Here is a 15,893-nt window from a genome sequence, read left to right as displayed (position 1 = left end):
ATTTTTTTGATCCAAGACCTCAACTATTCTTTCAAGCTTCATATAGATCGCACGCAAGTAAACAACAATAAAGAGCAAACCCAAAATTAAGATGATAGCGAGCATATATTCCCTCCTCCATTCGATCTTTATTTACAAGTTCATTGATAATCCATTTCACACTCTGATTATACATAAAAAGGTAAATGTATGCAGTTAGCTACTGTTGACCTGTGCAATAATTGATAAAAATAAAAAAACCGATAACCCCCATCTCTCAGGGTCTATCGGTAACGCACATATCCGAGCTAATCAGATCACTTATAATGTTTTCAAATACCAAGTATCACATGCATAATGTTCAGATCCATTCAAGGGCTTGTCTAATGCAATAAATCCGTTTTTGGCATAGAACTTGTTGGCTGCCGTCATATTGCTCAGGGTTTCCAGGTAACATTGTTCATAATGATCTTTCGCATAATCAAGGACAACCTGCAGTAATTCACTTGAGATCCCTGTACCTCTGGTTTCTTGGAATGCATACATCTTTTGCAGCTCACAAATCTGAGGATAACCGTCAATCGGACCAATACCGCAGCCCGCTACGACCACAGCATCTTGCTCAACTACCCAATATTTAGACCCCTCATTCTGGTACAGATGATAGAAGTCTCCCAAATGTGGATCTGTCCAGGCTGTCCCTGGTTTATTCGCACCAAATTCGATCAAACACGTTCTGATCAGATGTTCCACCTGTTGATTATCTCTTTCTTCAATCTCTCTGATCAACATAAAAGCAAACCTCCGTAAGTATGTTTCTGTTCCATTTAAGTAAGCAGTCATTAGACGTTCTGATTCATATGGCTGGACAGCCAATAATGTTTCAATTCATAGACAAGTATCGCCCAGTAATCGACTGTTCTGCATGGATGATCTGTGAAGGAATACCTTCGTATACAACTTGTCCCCCCTTGCTTCCTCCATCCGGTCCCATATCGATAATCCAATCGGCCTGGCTGATCACATCGAGATTATGCTCAATCACAATAACCGTGTTGCCTGCATCCACGAGACGGTTCATGATCTCCAGAAGATGACCGATATCCGACATATGAAGACCTGTCGTTGGTTCGTCCATTACATAAATACTACCTTTTTTGTGCAGTTCACTTGCGAGTTTGATTCTTTGGCATTCCCCGCCTGAGAGTGTGCTTAACGGCTGGCCAAGTGTAATATAGTTCAATCCGACATCGCTCATCGCCTGAAGCTTGCGTACCACTTCTTGTAATTGAAAAAACTCGAGCGCTTGCTCAACGGTCATCTCCAGCACTTCAGCAATCGACTTGCCACCAAGTTTGTATTCCAACACTTCGTCTTTGAACCTTCTGCCTTCGCATACATCGCATGGCAGCTTCACGCTGTCCAGAAAGGAAAGGTCTGTATATAAGACACCAAGTCCTTGGCAGTTGTCACACGCTCCCTTGGAATTGAAGCTGAACAAGCCCTGATTCACCTTATTTTCCTTGGCAAACGCTTTGCGCACGTCATCCATAATGCCCGTGTACGTTGCCGGGTTCGACCGTGTGGATACACCGACTGCTGACTGGTCGATTACTATTGCATCTGCATGCTGACTGAGAAACACTTCGTTGATAAGCGTACTTTTTCCCGATCCGGCAACACCTGTGACGACAGTAAGCACTCCGGTCGGAATATCAACACTCACATTCTGCAAGTTATGCAAAGTTGCATCTTTAATAAGCAGTTTGCCAGATGGCTGCCTGCAGTCGTGTTTTAATTGCAAAGGCCGCTTCATGTGTCTGCCAGTCAGAGTGCCAGATTCCAGCAATCCACTGAAACTTCCTTCATATACAATGGTACCACCACGTTTACCAGCGTAAGGTCCGACGTCCACGATATGGTCCGCAACCTTGATGACATCCGGATCGTGCTCAACAACAATCACGGTGTTACCTTTGTTGCGCAGCTTTTGAAGCAATTCATTCAATCGGTGTACGTCACGAGGGTGCAAGCCAACACTGGGCTCATCGAAGATATAGGTGACATCGACAAGGCTGCCGCTTAGGTGCTTCACCATTTTGACACGCTGCGACTCGCCGCCGGATAACGTATCTGTCTCACGATCCAATGTCAGGTAGTCCAGTCCAATATCCACTAGATGCTGCAGTCGTTCCAACAAAGACTTAATGACCGGTGCTGCAACTGCATCATTCATTTCCCGGATGGTGCGAATAAGCTGGCCCACTTCCATGGCAGACATCTCCGCAATATTCAGTCCATGAATTCTGCAACTGAGTGCTGCCTGACTAAGTCGCGCACCGTTACAGCTGGAGCAAGGACCTTCAGAGATAAACGGCATAACCGCTTTTTGAGTACGTTCCGATTTCGTCTTCACATCCTGCTTGATGTACTTGTTTGTGAATTTCTCAATAACACCTTCTACGGTAATATTCGTTGCTTTACCAGCGAAATCCATCTTTACTTTTCTTGCCTTACCATATAAAAGAAGGTCCAATTCCGCTTCCGAGTATTCACTTAACTTCTTATTGGGATCAAAGTCTCCTGATTGCAGCACCATGTTCCAATCCCAGCCATCCACGGCATAATCGGGGAGCATGAGCGCCCCTTCGTTTAGAGATTTCTCCATGTCCACAGCCTTGCTCATATCCACGCCAAGTCTGCGTCCGATTCCGTTGCACTCAGGACACATGCCTTGCGGATCATTAAACGAGAACATGTTTACTGGCCCGACATAAGGCTGTCCAACGCGAGAGAATAGAAGACGAAGGATAGGTGAAATATCGGTGATTGTTCCCATTGTGGAGTGAGATCCGCCGCCGAGCCGCTTCTGATCCACAATCACCGCCATGCTCAGATTTTCAATGGCATCGGTATCTGGCTGGGGAACACGAGGCAGAAACGTACGAACGAACATACTGAAGTTTTCGTTCAACAATCGAGTGGATTCTGCCGCAATTGTATCAAAGACAATTGATGACTTGCCGGATCCGGATACTCCGGTGAAGATCGTAATTTTACGCTTGGGGATGCGCAAAGAAACGTTCTTGAGGTTGTTCTCCCTTGCACCAGTGAGTACGATGTACTCCTGATTAGATTCGCTCATGCGTTAGAACCCTCCAATTTATTTATTCATAGAATACAGCCATAACTTGGACATTCAAGTTTAACTTTATTGAGATGGATCCATCTTGATTTTCTATGGGTGTAGACGGTTGTGGGATTAGACACCATGTAATGACGTTTAGATTGTAAGACACCATTTAGAGCTGTGTCAACGAACCTGTATTCTTTTCCCGAAAAAGCGTACGTAACAAGTTGAGGCATATTTTATCTCCTAATGGTTCACCATATCTGAGAAGGAGAGGTGTACCTACTTTGACGGATTTAAGTTGTGCTGCACAAGATGCTTCCTCTTCATCTGAAGGTAAGGAGAAGGGAAACTTAAAATGGTGGCAGCTATCCCTGCTTGGCATCGGCTGTACGATTGGTACCGGATACTTTCTGGGTTCGGGAATAGGGATCAAACAAACCGGACCTTCAATGGTGTTATCCTTTTTGATCGCCGCTCTGGGTACCTACATTGTGTTTCACTTCCTGGCCAAAATGACGACTGCAGATCCTCAGGAAGGTTCGTTCTGTTATTATGCAGGCAAAGCCTTTGGGCGTTGGGCCCGGTTTGGCTGTGGATGGAACTATTGGAGTACCAAAATTTTAATCATGGGGAGCCAGCTGACGGCTTTGTCCATTCTCTCCCGATTTTGGTTTCCTAATGTTCCACTCTGGGTTTTTGCGGCGGGTTATGCCATACTCTCCATTTTTGTTGTCCTACTTGGAACACAATGGTTTGATAAGATTGAGAATGTTCTCGCTGTGGTCAAAACCGCAGCCATTGTCATGTTTATTCTACTGGCTGCAGCAGCACTCTTCGGCTGGATACATGGGGGAAGCAATGAACGGCCAGGCATGCCAAGTTCAGCTGCTGAACTGTTCCCAGGTAAGTTTCCATCCTTCTGGTCGTCACTTCTCTATGCATTTTACGCATATGGCGGTGTAGAGACCATCGGACTCATGTCCATCCAGTTACAGGATAAAAAGGATGCCCCAAAAGCCGGAAAGGTGATGTTAACCGGCCTTTCCATCCTTTATATGTTATCGATTGGCATGGCCGTGTTCATGGTGCACTATACGAAGATGAATGAAAAGGAAAGCCCGTTTGTTACGGCTCTATCGTCGTATCGTTTGGAATTCTTTCCTCATGTATTCAATGGCGCCATCATCTTGGCCGGTTTTTCGGCCATGAGCGCTTCTTTGTTTGCTGTAGTCAACCTTCTGGTGACCATGTCCAAGGATGGAGACGCGCCTAAGCTGTTCAAAGCAAAATTAAAATTCAAACAACTTCCTCTACCTTCCCTTGTGCTTGCTGCGGTTGGCTTATGCGCCTCTATAGTGACAGCCCTGCTGCTTCCAGGAAAGATATATGAGTACATCACTACCGCAGCCGGTATATTGCAGATGTATAACTGGTCCTTTATCATTATCGCTGCCTTCAAGATACTTCAGATCCGCGCCAGGGATGTCATACTTGGCATTTCCGGTCTAGTCCTGTTATTAGGCGCGGTAAGTGGGACACTAATGAAACCGGACATCCGGGTAGGTTTTTATGTAAGTCTGATCATGATTTTTGTGATAGCTCTGGTCACCTGGATCATGACAAGATGGTGGAAAAAACATAAGGTCAAGGCGTAGCAAAAAAAGAGGATATCCCGCGAAGGATATCCTCTTCCTGTTTCAAACGCTTCAATGCATCTATAATAGAGGAATATTTCCCTCTTCGCATTCCCGCCACGTTCTGTCATTCCACACCGACGCCTGCACTTCTCCAACATGCGCTTTTCGCAGCAAAAACATACACAGTCTGGATTGACCAATTCCGCCTCCAATCGTGAAAGGAAGTACTCCGTTCAAGACAGATTGATGAAAATCAAGAGCGGCCCGTTCGTTCGCTTGACTCAGTTTCAATTGCTTTTCAAGTGCAGCGGCATCAACACGTATTCCCATCGATGAGACTTCCAGAGCCTGCTCCAGCACCGGAAACCATAATAAAATATCTCCGTTTAACGTCCAATCATCATAATCCGGTGAACGACCGTCATGCACAATCCCTGAATTCAGCAGCCCACCTACCTGCATGATAAACACAGCACCGTATTGGCGTGTAATCTCATTTTCGCGCTCTTTTGGGGTGAGATCCGGATATCGGTCCTCCAACTCTTGTGTTGTGATGAAGAAAATCTGATCGGGCAGAATGGGCTCAAGGCATGAGTATTGAGTATAGAGTTCTTGCTCTGTTGCTTGAATCAAACGATAGATTTTGCTTACTTCTTCCTTCAAGGTCGTTAGGTTGCGTTGATCTTCTGCTATGACCTTCTCCCAGTCCCATTGATCCACATAGATGGAATGCAGATTATCCATCCACTCATCTCGTCTGATGGCATTCATATTGGTGTATAATCCTTCACCCACCTGAAAGCCATATGTCTTCAGTGCTATCCGTTTCCACTTCGCTAGGGATTGAACAACCTCAATCTGTCCTTCTTCCATATCCAATGCATCGAAAGAAACGATCCGCTCTATTCCGTTCAAATTATCGTTAATTCCTGTGCCTTCTTGCAAAAGAACAGGTGAGGGTACCTGTATCAGATTTAGATGCTGCTCCAATCGTTCCTGAAACTTCTTTTTTGTAAAATGTATAGCCTCGGCAGTTTCCCTTAGGTTCAGCATCGGTTGGTACTTGTTCGGTACAACAATCGTTCGCAGCATGAAAGTACATCGTCCCTTCAGTTTGATTATCATGCAGTTTTCTGCATAACTGATGAGAGCAGTCTATGTGCCTATCATGGCGGTGTCGCGTTGTCCCACTCCAGAATTGAAGCATTTGGGTGTACGCCCATCCTTTACGAGAACAATGCACGCAGCCCTTGAAGCGCAAAATAAACGCCGAACCCAACCAGAGACAAACCGGATACAACGGATATGATGGAGAGGCTTCTTTGATTGAGATAACGCCGCATTCCTGTAGTTAACCCCGCCACAAGCAAATCCCAGAGCGTCAATCCGATGAAGATCATACTGCTGTATATCAGCAGATGACTTGTCCCGAATGATACTGCCGTTTTGGCCAAAATGGATCCATAAATGCCTAACCAGAAAATGATGGACATCGGGCTGGTGATCGACATAAAAAATCCCAGCATGAAGCAGTGAAAGAGGGAATCCTTGCGATTTTTGGCCGAATGCAGCTTCACTTTGTTGATTTGCAGAATACTCTCGATGCCAGTATAAGTTAGCGTGAACCCGCCAACGAGCCAGAGGAGAATTTGTACCCAGGGGATATTGAGAAATTGAACCAAGCCCATATAAATCAACAGCATAAAGGCAGCATCGGCGATCATGGAACCTGCTCCGACCATCCATGCATGCCAAAAACCATTTTTGATGCCTTTGTCCAATCGGGCTGAATTGACAGGCCCAATGGGAGCAGCAAGCGTCAAACCAAGGAAAATATAACTGATCAGAAGTTGAACACTCAAGACTTCCTCACTCCTACTCGCTTGTCCAGTTTATTTCCCCATCTTATGATCCAATTACGCTTAACATGACAATATTACAACCATTTATATAGCTTTTATCTATGATAAAAAGACTATTTCACAGACAGATAAACATGTCTGGAAATAGCCTCTTTATAACGTCGTTATTTGATGCTTCTACATCGTGCGATTTTAGTTCGATCGCTAACCCGAGAATCTTTTACGCTATAGGTGTTCCTGGTGGTAATTCAATGTCCGGTTTTAACAACACGACATCCCCTTTTTCGGGTACCCCTCCTAGAACCAATACCTCCGACTTGAATCCGGCGATCCGGCGCGGAGGGAAATTAACAACAGCAATAACTTGTTTCCCTATGACCACTTCCGCTTCATATCTTTTCGTAATTTGTGCACTCGATTTCTTGATACCAATCTCTTCTCCAAAATCAATCTCCAGCTTGATCGCCGGCACTTTTGCCTCTGCAAAAAACTCAGCATGAAGTATTGTTCCAATGCGGATATCCAGCTTCATAAAATCATCAATGGTTGCCATGTATATAATCTCCTCATCTTTTGTTTTATTCCAATATCATACACTAAATCCATTCTTGTTTAGCTGCGAAATGACTTGAGGAGCGGATCCAAAAGTACATGCCCATGCCGAACAATGTAATCAATCCGCCTGTTAATTGAAATGCAGATATCGTTTCTCCCAAAAATAGATAAGCCAGAAGAATTGCCAGAACAGGTTCTCCAATAATCCCTACAGAAACTGTCGTAGCGCCGATCGTTTTTAATAGCAGGTTAAAAATATTCTGACCAAAAATGGTTGGAATTACGGCGAGCAACAAGAAATAGGTCCAATCCGAAGAACGGTAACCCACCAAAGGAATTTGATTGAACAAGCAATAAACCAGCATCACGGTCCCGCCCAGCAAAAAAACAAGGATACTGTATAAATTCGAGTCTATTTTACGGCTGACCTTCTGCCCTGCAAGCATATAAGCAGAAACCGAAATGGTTCCCAACAAGGATAGTCCGTCTCCTAATATCGCCTCTCGCGAAATCCCCAGATCCCCCCAAGCAATGATGATTGAACCAATGAGGGCTGCAATTAAGCAAAAGATCGTTAGCATGCTGTATCGTTCTCTGAACATAAAATAGGAGCCCATCATTACGAATAAAGGCTGCAATGACAAGATGACCATGGAACTCGCCACCGAAGTATGGACCAAGGATTCCATCCAAAATAAAAAATGTAATCCAAGAAATAGCCCTGCTACCCCTACGGTAACCCAGTCTTTCTTGTTCATATTAGAGATCAGAAGGGCTTTCCAGGGTACAAAAGGAAGCATAATGATTACGGATATGTACAATCTGTACATTCCAGCCACAGCGGTTGCCGTTTCTGATGATTTGATCATAATCGATGAGATCGAAACAGACAGGATGCTGATCAAAAGTAATATATTCGGATGGAGCGGTAACGACGATTGTTTCATTTTCACATGTAAATCCTCCAGGATGTTTTATCCAATCGTCTGTGCACAGGATTGTATTGATAACCTTAAGATCTGATATAATAATATCACCGCTTATCGTTCATTAGTGTAATTAAATCTTTCATTTATATCGAAATATCGTCATTTGAGAGGAATCAACTCCATGGAGAAACCCTTGCATGAGACCATCCAATATCCCGATACTTCCTTCCCTTATATCATGTACACGCATACGGTCCACGATAGCATCCCTGAAGGAAGAGGGTTTAACGACCTGCATTGGCATCAAGATCTACAGATCACATTGGTTACCATAGGTACACTGGTGATCCAGGTTAACGGGATGGATCATGAATTACATACAGGTCAGGCCATTCTGATCAATAAAAGCATTCTTCATGTTACGACCCATTTGACGCATAACGGACAGTACGTCAGTTTTAATTTTCCGGAGAAATTGCTGGCTTTCTACTCGGATAGTGCCATGGAGAAAAACTATGTCCTCCCCTATACCAATTCGTCCTTCGTATCCCTTGTAATCAAAGGCGAAGTTACATGGGAAATCCAAGTATTAGAAATGCTGTGGAATATGAAGAGTAAATTTGAGATGACCAAACAATGGGGCTGGGAGTACGTGGTTTCCATTCAGACGGTACAGCTGTGGCTGACCATAATCTCCAATTTTTCGCTATCGACAGAGGAAGCATCAGTGAACGTGAAGCGTCAACAGGAGAGACTTCAATTCATGCTCAGTTTCATCCACCGTCATTATGCAGATCCGATTACATTACAGGAGATCGCGGATGCAGCTCATCTGAGTGTTTCGGAATGCACCCGAAGTTTTAAGCGTACAATTCATATGACCCCTTATGCCTACTTGATTAAGTATCGAATTAAAAAAAGCTGTGAGTTATTAAGCTCGACCGACTATACTATAACGGAGATAGCCCATAGAGTGGGCTTCAATCATGTGAATCACTTTATTCAGTCTTTCAAAAAGCAGCATCAACAAACACCTAACGACTTCCGCAGGGGGCGAGTGAAATGATTGAAATTACGACTGAACTGGTACGTCAGCTGATCCAGAGTCAATTTCCCGAGTGGAAACACCTAACCATAGCACCCGTGGACAAAAGTGGACACGATAATCGGACCTATCGATTAGGAAATGAGATGACTGTTCGTTTACCGAGTCATGAGCGATATGCCTCTGCTGTTCAAAAAGAATTGACGTGGCTGCCCATTTTCAAGCCTTATCTCTCCTTGCCGGTTCCGGCACCGATTGCAAAAGGTGAGCCTACGGCAGCATATCCTCTTCCCTGGTCTGTTAACCAATGGATTGAAGGCAACACAGTCACAGCTGAAAATATAACGGATCTGAACACATTTGCTGAGGATCTCGCTGGTTTTCTAATTGAACTGGAAGCGATTGATGCAAGCCAAGGTATACCCGCAGGCATCCAAAATTTTCATCGCGGCGGAAACCTGGCTGTTTATGACCAGGACACCAGATCCGTCATTGACGTTTTACCCAGTCCGTACGATCCAAAGCTGTTTTTGGAAATATGGGAGCTTGCCCTTGCCACAAAATATGAAGCCACACCGCTCTGGCTGCATGGTGACGTTGCTGTAGGAAATCTGCTCGTACAAGACGGCCGATTGTGCGGTGTCATTGATTTCGGAACGATGGGCGTAGGTGATCCTTCCAGCGACCTGGTGATGGCATGGAACTTTTTTGATGGTAGTAGTCGTGATATTTTCCTCCGCCGAATGAATGCTGACCAAGATATGATTAACCGTGCGAGAGGATGGGCATTATGGAAAGCACTTATCACTTATGCCTGGAATGAACCAGGTTCGGAGTCATCCAACTGGGGAAAACGGGTTATAGATGTGATCATTCGAGATTATAAATCACTTTAGTCATATCGTCCTTGTAGTACTCCTAAGATAAAACATAAAAACCGGATTCCTATTCGTGGAATCCGGTTTTATTATTAATGATATACATAATAGCTAACTAGGCCAGTCTCATTTTGAAATCCTGATACCCGAATTCACGGACAACTTCACAATCGCCATCTTTGCGTTTTACAGCGATGGCTGGCAATGGCATTCCGTTGAATGTATTCGTTTTGACCATGGAATAAATCGCCATATCTTCAAAGACCAGACGATCGCCTTCTTTCAAAGGCTCATCAAACGAATAATCTCCAATGACATCACCAGACAAACAAGTTTGACCGCCAAGACGGTACAGGTGAGGCTTCTCTCCTGCTTCTCCGGAGCCAACAAGCGGCGGACGATATGGCATTTCCAGTACGTCTGGCATGTGACAAGTGGCCGACGTATCCAGAATGGCAATATCCATTCCGTTTTTGTGGAAATCCAGCACAGAAGTCACCAGATAACCCGCGTTAAGCGCAACAGCTTCCCCTGGCTCCAGATAAACTTCCAGGCCATATTTGTCCTGCATGCGTTTGATGCATGCTTCCAGTCTTGGAATGTCATAATCCTCACGTGTAATGTGGTGTCCACCACCGAAGTTAATCCACTCCATTTGAGGCAGCCATTGTCCGAACTTCTCTTCCACTGCGTTCAGCGTCGTTTCCAGATCGTCGGAATTTTGTTGACATAGTGTATGGAAATGCAAACCGGAGACGCCTTCCAGCAGCTCTGCACGGAAATCCTCCTGTTTGGCACCGAAACGTGAACCTGGAGAGCACGGATCATAAATCTCGTGCCCTTCCTGGGTTGAGCATTCAGGATTGATACGCAAGCCAATCTTGCGGCCAGCCTGAAGTGCTTTATCCTTAAATTTCGCAAGCTGCGAAAAAGAGTTGAAAATAATGTGATCGCAGATTGAAATAATCTCATCGATCTCGTCTTCGCGGTAGGCTGGAGCAAATACATGATTCTCTTTGCCCATTTCCTCGTGGCCCAGACGGGCTTCATATAACCCGCTTGCCGTTGCCCCGCTCAAATATTGTCCGATTAGTGGATACATCGCTGTCATGGAAAATGCCTTTTGAGCCAGTACGATTTTGGCACCTGTACGCTGCATGACACCGTTAAGGATTTTTACATTTTTCTCAATAAGCGCCTCATCAACAACAAAGCATGGTGTCGGTAATTGCTCAAACCGCATCTTAACGAACGAGCTCCGATTCTTTCACTTCTTCTGGCAGTTCGTCAACAAGAACCGGGTTGAAGTCTTCTACCCATGGAAGTCCCCATTTGTTCAGCTCTTCCATGAACGGATCCGGGTTGAACTCTTCCACGTTGTATACGCCTGGTTTGTTCCATTTGCCTGTCATGACCATAGCTGCGCCGATCATTGCTGGAACGCCTGTTGTATACGAGATAGCTTGGGAACCAACCTCTTTGTAGCACTCTTGGTGATCACAGATGTTGTAAACGTAGTACGTTTTGTCCTTGCCGTCTTTTTTGCCTTTGAAAATGCAGCCGATGTTCGTTTTGCCCACAGTACGTGGTCCAAGGGATGCCGGGTCAGGCAGTACCGCCTTCAGGAACTGCAGCGGGATGATTTGTTTGCCTTCGAATTCGATAGGTTCGATGGAAGTCATGCCCACATTCTCAAGTGCTTTCAGGTGAGTCAGGTAGCTTTGACCAAATGTCATGAAGAAACGAATCCGTTTCAAGCCAGGAATGTTTTTCGCCAAAGATTCCAGCTCTTCATGGTACAACAGGTACATGTCTTTTTCGCCAACTTCCTTGAAGTCGTAGACACGTTTGATTTCCATCGGTTTAGTTTCGATCCATTCACCATTTTCCCAGTATCTTCCGTTTGCCGAAACTTCGCGGATGTTGATTTCCGGGTTGAAGTTGGTTGCGAACGGATAGCCGTGATCGCCGCCGTTGCAGTCCAGGATGTCGATGTACTCGATTTCGTCAAAGTAGTGCTTCAGGGCATAGGCAGAGAATACGCCAGTTACGCCTGGGTCAAAACCGCTGCCCAGCAGTGCAGTGATTCCTGCTTTTTCGAAACGCTCTTTGTAATCCCATTGCCAGCTGTATTCGAACTTTGCAGTATCTTCTGGCTCATAGTTAGCTGTATCCATGTAGTGCGTTTTGGTTGCAAGGCACGCATCCATGATCGTCAGATCTTGATAAGGCAAAGCCAGGTTCATAACGATATCCGGTTTAACTTCGTTGATCAGAGCAATCAATTCGTCTACATTATCCGCGTCCACTTGTGCTGTAGTAATTTTTGTTTTGCCACCGTCCAGCTTCGCTTTGAGATCATCACATTTGGATTTGGTACGACTCGCAATACAGATTTCCTCAAAAACTTCGCTATTTTGAACGCATTTGTGTACTGCCACAGAAGCCACGCCGCCGGCGCCGATAATTAGTGCTTTTCCCATTTTTACATTCTCCTATCCCATATGTAGATTTTTTTGTTTTTGATTCAAATGTCCGTTTCAAGGTCTTCTCATTGTTCAACTTCCGTCAATTCCTGACAACAAAAAAAGCAAGGTGAATAAATGCCGCAACCCGCGCATCATCACACTTGCTTGTCGATATACATCGTGAAAAAACGTAAAGTCTCCATAACCAAAAAAGTTCAAAAGAACTCCTCTGGTGGAAAGCTCCCTCATGTATATCAATATCAGATCAGAGTCTATATAGCAAATAATTCGCCTTTACCACTCTTATTGACCGTTTCACAAGTTGATGTGCAATTGCACTGGTTGTAAAGTAACCAACTTATAAAATTTGAGCTTTTAACTCAATCAATAAGGCAACATAAGTTGCCAATCGGCGTTTGACCCGGCTGTCCGTATGGCCTTGACTCCCTCATGGAAGTGGTCAAAAATTATCTGCTGGAAAGTGCTCGTTCCAATTGATATAACTGCTTTCCAAAATCACAGGTTAAACAATAACAAACACTTTTAAAAAAATCAAGGGATAACTCAAAAAAACTTTTTTCCTCATTCTGGTCCAGACATTCCTTTAATCAGATATGGCTTTTCCATTTAGCTTTCCGAGCTGGTTCATGACATTCATTATGGTTTCACTTCTGCTCCGATGCTTACTTGTAGTTTGCACAATGCAACAGTAACATATGAGTGATCTCCTTTTTCACTGAGGAAAGAACATTTTTATAAGGTCACGAACCATTTTCGCAAGAATTGCATGTCCTTTCTGCATTCCCGGATACAATAAGTTATTTATGGAATCAAGATTATCAACAGACATTAGTATAGTTACTAAAGTTATTGAAACTTTACACCTTTACTCATTTATATTGTTCTCCCTTTTCTTTGTACTTATTTACTATAGAAATTATTGAAGTTTATGGTTTATTCTTCTCTCTCAATCCCGCCTGCGATAATCTGAGGTGGATCGGATTTTCTAACATGATAGAACCCTTCCTCATTCACTTTGGGAGTAATTTTAACTTTGTCCCCTACTTCAAGCTGCTCAAGGAGCTCCGAATCTTCAACAATATAATGGATTAGGGTGACCTTTTTTTCTCTAAGATCGCCAAAAGGTTGATCCACATCTTCTTTAGATATATTTTCCGCTACAAGAATTCGATCTTCTTCCTTCTGAAGAATATAATCCCCAACTTCACTTGTCGAGAATACTTGGCATCCATTAAGGGTACATAGAAGAACGAGTAGCGTCACACCTATGAGCGATTTTCTCAATTGTATTCCTCCTCACAACACAGCTACCTACTTTAGTAGACGTTTAGATTGAAGCCTTTGTTGCTTCTTTATCTAACATCCATTAACAAAAAAAGCCGCAATATGCGGCTTTAATGAGTTACCAAGGAAGCTGACTATCCATATAGTAGAAGCTGCCTGTTGGACCTTCTTCAGATAAGGTAGCCAGACGCACAGCCGTTTTGGCACCTTCCACTGGGGATAACTCTGCCTTTTCACCGCCCATTTGTGTTTTAACCAAACCGGGATGTACGGAATTCACTTTAAGATTCGTCCCTTGCGCTTTCTGAGCCCAATATGCTGTCAGCATGTTTAATGCTGCCTTGGATGCTGAATATGCAGGTGTGGAAATCCGCTGCGCAAGCTCATTGGTCAGCAGAAATTGTATGGAACCGAGAGCACTGCTCTGATTAACAATTCGACCAGCCTCACTTTTCAGAAGCAATGGCATTAATGATTCTGTCAGATGATAAGGACCGAATGTATTGACCTCAAACGTATCACGCAGTGCATCGCCTTCGTAATTCTCTTTTTCAGCCCATACCCCTGCATTATTGACCAGGATATCCAACCGACCATACGTGTCACTAATCCATCTGGTTACCTTCGCAATATGCTCCGGGTTTGTCACATTCAGCTCTACACCCACGGCTTCGATGCCTTTCTTGCTTAGTTGGTTTGCTGTTTCATCAGCTGTTGCTTGGTTGCGTGCGGCGACCAAAACCGTAATGCCTAATTCCCCGAGCTGTCTTGCAACCTCATACCCGATTCCTTTGTTCGCTCCAGTTACCAATGCAATTTTTTTGTTTGTCATTTTTTGTTCCTCCCCTAAATTTTATGATTATTTATTAATGGTGACCAAACCCGTTGTTTGCACATGTCTTACACTTCTTCGATGATCCACGTAAGCTTCTTGGCTAATGGCGATCTGTTCATCCGTGATATGATTGGCGTTATGGATAGCAAATGGCGGCAGATAATGGGCCCCGACATAGTTGACGAGCGCCTCCATTGGTTTTGCAATATCCCGAATTGTAAACAGATTGTATCCACCGGGCTGATATGAAGCCGCAGTGCCTGCTGTTGAAATTGCGATACCGATCTCTTTCCTTTTCAGATGCTCCCCACCTGGGCCGAATGCCCAGCCGTATGCGAGCACCTCGTCGAACCACTGCTTGTTTAAACACTCCTTAATTCTTATATGAGAATGATCGTTCTAAAAATGGTGCACAAGAATGCTCTGTATTTGGTTAAGGCAGGAGCTGGCTCCTGCACTTATCCATCCGTCATTGCTTTTATTGAGTATGACCATTCTAATATCCCGTCAAGACGACATCACTTCATCTTATTTTTCTAACAAAAGCATGCTCATTGTGGAAATACGCTCCAGCTTTTCCTTAGGCACTGATGTTCTGGCCATTACCCTGATCCCGATTAAAGCATTATGCAAGGACTCCGCTAATTCTTGCGCGCCATACTGGCTTGAGAACTCCCCATTTTCTTGCCCCCAGGTGACGAGCTCCACAAGAAGCTGCTCCACTTTTTCAAAGGCCCCTACTGCTTTGGCATCTACATCTTCATCCCGGCACGCCATTTCTACTGCAGAATTGACAAACATGCATCCAGGTGGCTCGCCCTCTTCAGTGCTGCTCATATAATCAAAGATAAAATGAAGAGCTTCCTTGGCTGTTTTGGCTTGCTTGACGCCTGCGGCCAATTTGGCATCGGTACGATTACCGAACCGTTCTATTGCTTTGAAGAACAAGGTACGTTTATCGGTGAACGTATCATAAATGCTTCTGCGATGAATACCCATATGCTCAACGAGATCACTCATCGACGTTTTCTCATACCCCTGCTCCCAGAACAGCTTCATGGCTTTATCTAAAACTTCGTTTTCCTCAAATTCTTTGCTTCTTGCCATCTCAGGTTCCCCCTTTCACCGATTGTAATGTGTTTATAACGTTTAAAAGAATATTCTACAGATGCTCATTGGTTTGTTTTTCCTGTAAAATCATCCTAACAGAATGAGAACGATCAGTAAATAATTATTTTTACCGATCGTTCTCATATTTCGTTTTCGC

The 15,893-nt window shown here is 44.2% G+C and carries 15 protein-coding genes; 3 read left to right on the top strand and 12 right to left on the bottom strand.

Annotation, left to right across the window (positions count from 1 at the left end; genetic code table 11):
• Positions 1-300: 300 nt before the first annotated feature.
• Positions 301-771, bottom strand: a complete 471-nt coding sequence (locus tag AC3RCI_RS14285; RefSeq protein WP_492529623.1) for a GNAT family N-acetyltransferase — start codon at positions 769-771, stop codon at positions 301-303.
• A gap of 91 nt (positions 772-862) precedes the next feature.
• Positions 863-3,124 carry an ATP-binding cassette domain-containing protein gene (locus AC3RCI_RS14280; protein WP_492529621.1) on the bottom strand — a complete coding sequence of 754 codons (2,262 nt, stop codon included), beginning with the start codon at positions 3,122-3,124 and terminating at the stop codon, positions 863-865.
• A gap of 272 nt (positions 3,125-3,396) precedes the next feature.
• Here AC3RCI_RS14280 and AC3RCI_RS14275 point away from each other — a divergent pair, with 272 nt between their 5' ends.
• The gene (locus AC3RCI_RS14275) at positions 3,397-4,767 is read left to right on the top strand and encodes an amino acid permease (RefSeq protein WP_492529619.1); all 1,371 of its coding nucleotides are present in this window, start codon (positions 3,397-3,399) and stop codon (positions 4,765-4,767) included.
• 60 nt (positions 4,768-4,827) lie between these two features.
• Here AC3RCI_RS14275 and asnA read toward each other — a convergent pair whose 3' ends face one another.
• The 4 genes from asnA to AC3RCI_RS14255 all read right to left on the bottom strand — a co-directional run bounded on the left by asnA (position 4,828) and on the right by AC3RCI_RS14255 (position 8,113).
• Positions 4,828-5,841: an aspartate--ammonia ligase gene (asnA, locus tag AC3RCI_RS14270; RefSeq protein ID WP_492529617.1), complete on the bottom strand. Its 1,014-nt coding sequence runs from the start codon at positions 5,839-5,841 to the stop codon at positions 4,828-4,830.
• Between the two features lie 134 nt (positions 5,842-5,975).
• Positions 5,976-6,611 (bottom strand): LysE family transporter, encoded by a 636-nt coding sequence (locus AC3RCI_RS14265; protein WP_154893170.1) that lies wholly within the window; start codon positions 6,609-6,611, stop codon positions 5,976-5,978.
• Positions 6,612-6,831: 220 nt separating this feature from the next.
• Positions 6,832-7,164, bottom strand: a complete 333-nt coding sequence (csaA, locus tag AC3RCI_RS14260) for a chaperone CsaA (protein ID WP_492529615.1) — start codon at positions 7,162-7,164, stop codon at positions 6,832-6,834.
• 43 nt (positions 7,165-7,207) lie between these two features.
• Positions 7,208-8,113 carry a DMT family transporter gene (locus AC3RCI_RS14255; protein ID WP_492529911.1) on the bottom strand — a complete coding sequence of 302 codons (906 nt, stop codon included), beginning with the start codon at positions 8,111-8,113 and terminating at the stop codon, positions 7,208-7,210.
• 163 nt (positions 8,114-8,276) lie between these two features.
• Here AC3RCI_RS14255 and AC3RCI_RS14250 point away from each other — a divergent pair, with 163 nt between their 5' ends.
• Positions 8,277-9,161: a helix-turn-helix domain-containing protein gene (locus tag AC3RCI_RS14250; RefSeq protein ID WP_492529613.1), complete on the top strand. Its 885-nt coding sequence runs from the start codon at positions 8,277-8,279 to the stop codon at positions 9,159-9,161.
• Positions 9,158-10,036 (top strand): aminoglycoside phosphotransferase family protein, encoded by an 879-nt coding sequence (locus AC3RCI_RS14245; RefSeq protein ID WP_492529611.1) that lies wholly within the window; start codon positions 9,158-9,160, stop codon positions 10,034-10,036. The genes AC3RCI_RS14250 and AC3RCI_RS14245 overlap by 4 nt, the downstream gene beginning before the upstream one ends.
• A 97-nt stretch (positions 10,037-10,133) precedes the next feature.
• Here AC3RCI_RS14245 and nspC read toward each other — a convergent pair whose 3' ends face one another.
• From nspC to AC3RCI_RS14215, 6 genes are all read right to left on the bottom strand, one after another.
• The gene (nspC, locus tag AC3RCI_RS14240; protein WP_095287195.1) at positions 10,134-11,261 is read right to left on the bottom strand and encodes a carboxynorspermidine decarboxylase; all 1,128 of its coding nucleotides are present in this window, start codon (positions 11,259-11,261) and stop codon (positions 10,134-10,136) included.
• Between the two features lies 1 nt (position 11,262).
• Positions 11,263-12,501, bottom strand: coding sequence for a saccharopine dehydrogenase family protein (locus tag AC3RCI_RS14235; RefSeq protein WP_127535759.1), 1,239 nt, complete (start codon positions 12,499-12,501; stop codon positions 11,263-11,265).
• Between the two features lie 939 nt (positions 12,502-13,440).
• The gene (locus tag AC3RCI_RS14230) at positions 13,441-13,791 is read right to left on the bottom strand and encodes a DUF3221 domain-containing protein (RefSeq protein ID WP_492529610.1); all 351 of its coding nucleotides are present in this window, start codon (positions 13,789-13,791) and stop codon (positions 13,441-13,443) included.
• A 118-nt stretch (positions 13,792-13,909) separates the two neighbouring features.
• Positions 13,910-14,623, bottom strand: coding sequence for an SDR family oxidoreductase (locus tag AC3RCI_RS14225; RefSeq protein ID WP_492529608.1), 714 nt, complete (start codon positions 14,621-14,623; stop codon positions 13,910-13,912).
• Between the two features lie 27 nt (positions 14,624-14,650).
• The gene (locus tag AC3RCI_RS14220; protein ID WP_492529909.1) at positions 14,651-15,004 is read right to left on the bottom strand and encodes an NAD(P)H-dependent oxidoreductase; all 354 of its coding nucleotides are present in this window, start codon (positions 15,002-15,004) and stop codon (positions 14,651-14,653) included.
• Positions 15,005-15,154: 150 nt separating this feature from the next.
• Entirely contained in the window at positions 15,155-15,733 is a 579-nt protein-coding gene (locus AC3RCI_RS14215) for a TetR/AcrR family transcriptional regulator (protein WP_492473698.1), read from the bottom strand.
• Between the last annotated feature and the right edge of the window lie 160 nt (positions 15,734-15,893).

Source organism: Paenibacillus sp. MT124 (assembly GCF_058792755.1).
The sequence above is the reverse complement of the archived record's forward strand: the minus strand, read 5'-3'. Positions and strand labels throughout refer to the sequence as shown.

Excerpts from the sequence above, each read along its gene's own strand:
- AC3RCI_RS14285 (WP_492529623.1), bottom strand. The coding sequence starts at position 771 with ATGTTGATCAGAGAGATTGAAGAAAGAGATAATCAACAGGTGGAACAT.
- AC3RCI_RS14280 (WP_492529621.1), bottom strand. The coding sequence starts at position 3,124 with ATGAGCGAATCTAATCAGGAGTACATCGTACTCACTGGTGCAAGGGAG.
- asnA (WP_492529617.1), bottom strand. The coding sequence starts at position 5,841 with ATGCTGCGAACGATTGTTGTACCGAACAAGTACCAACCGATGCTGAAC.
- csaA (WP_492529615.1), bottom strand. The coding sequence starts at position 7,164 with ATGGCAACCATTGATGATTTTATGAAGCTGGATATCCGCATTGGAACA.
- AC3RCI_RS14255 (WP_492529911.1), bottom strand. The coding sequence starts at position 8,113 with ATGAAACAATCGTCGTTACCGCTCCATCCGAATATATTACTTTTGATC.
- AC3RCI_RS14250 (WP_492529613.1), top strand. The coding sequence starts at position 8,277 with ATGGAGAAACCCTTGCATGAGACCATCCAATATCCCGATACTTCCTTC.
- AC3RCI_RS14245 (WP_492529611.1), top strand. The coding sequence starts at position 9,158 with ATGATTGAAATTACGACTGAACTGGTACGTCAGCTGATCCAGAGTCAA.
- nspC (WP_095287195.1), bottom strand. The coding sequence starts at position 11,261 with ATGCGGTTTGAGCAATTACCGACACCATGCTTTGTTGTTGATGAGGCG.
- AC3RCI_RS14235 (WP_127535759.1), bottom strand. The coding sequence starts at position 12,501 with ATGGGAAAAGCACTAATTATCGGCGCCGGCGGCGTGGCTTCTGTGGCA.
- AC3RCI_RS14225 (WP_492529608.1), bottom strand. The coding sequence starts at position 14,623 with ATGACAAACAAAAAAATTGCATTGGTAACTGGAGCGAACAAAGGAATC.
- AC3RCI_RS14215 (WP_492473698.1), bottom strand. The coding sequence starts at position 15,733 with ATGGCAAGAAGCAAAGAATTTGAGGAAAACGAAGTTTTAGATAAAGCC.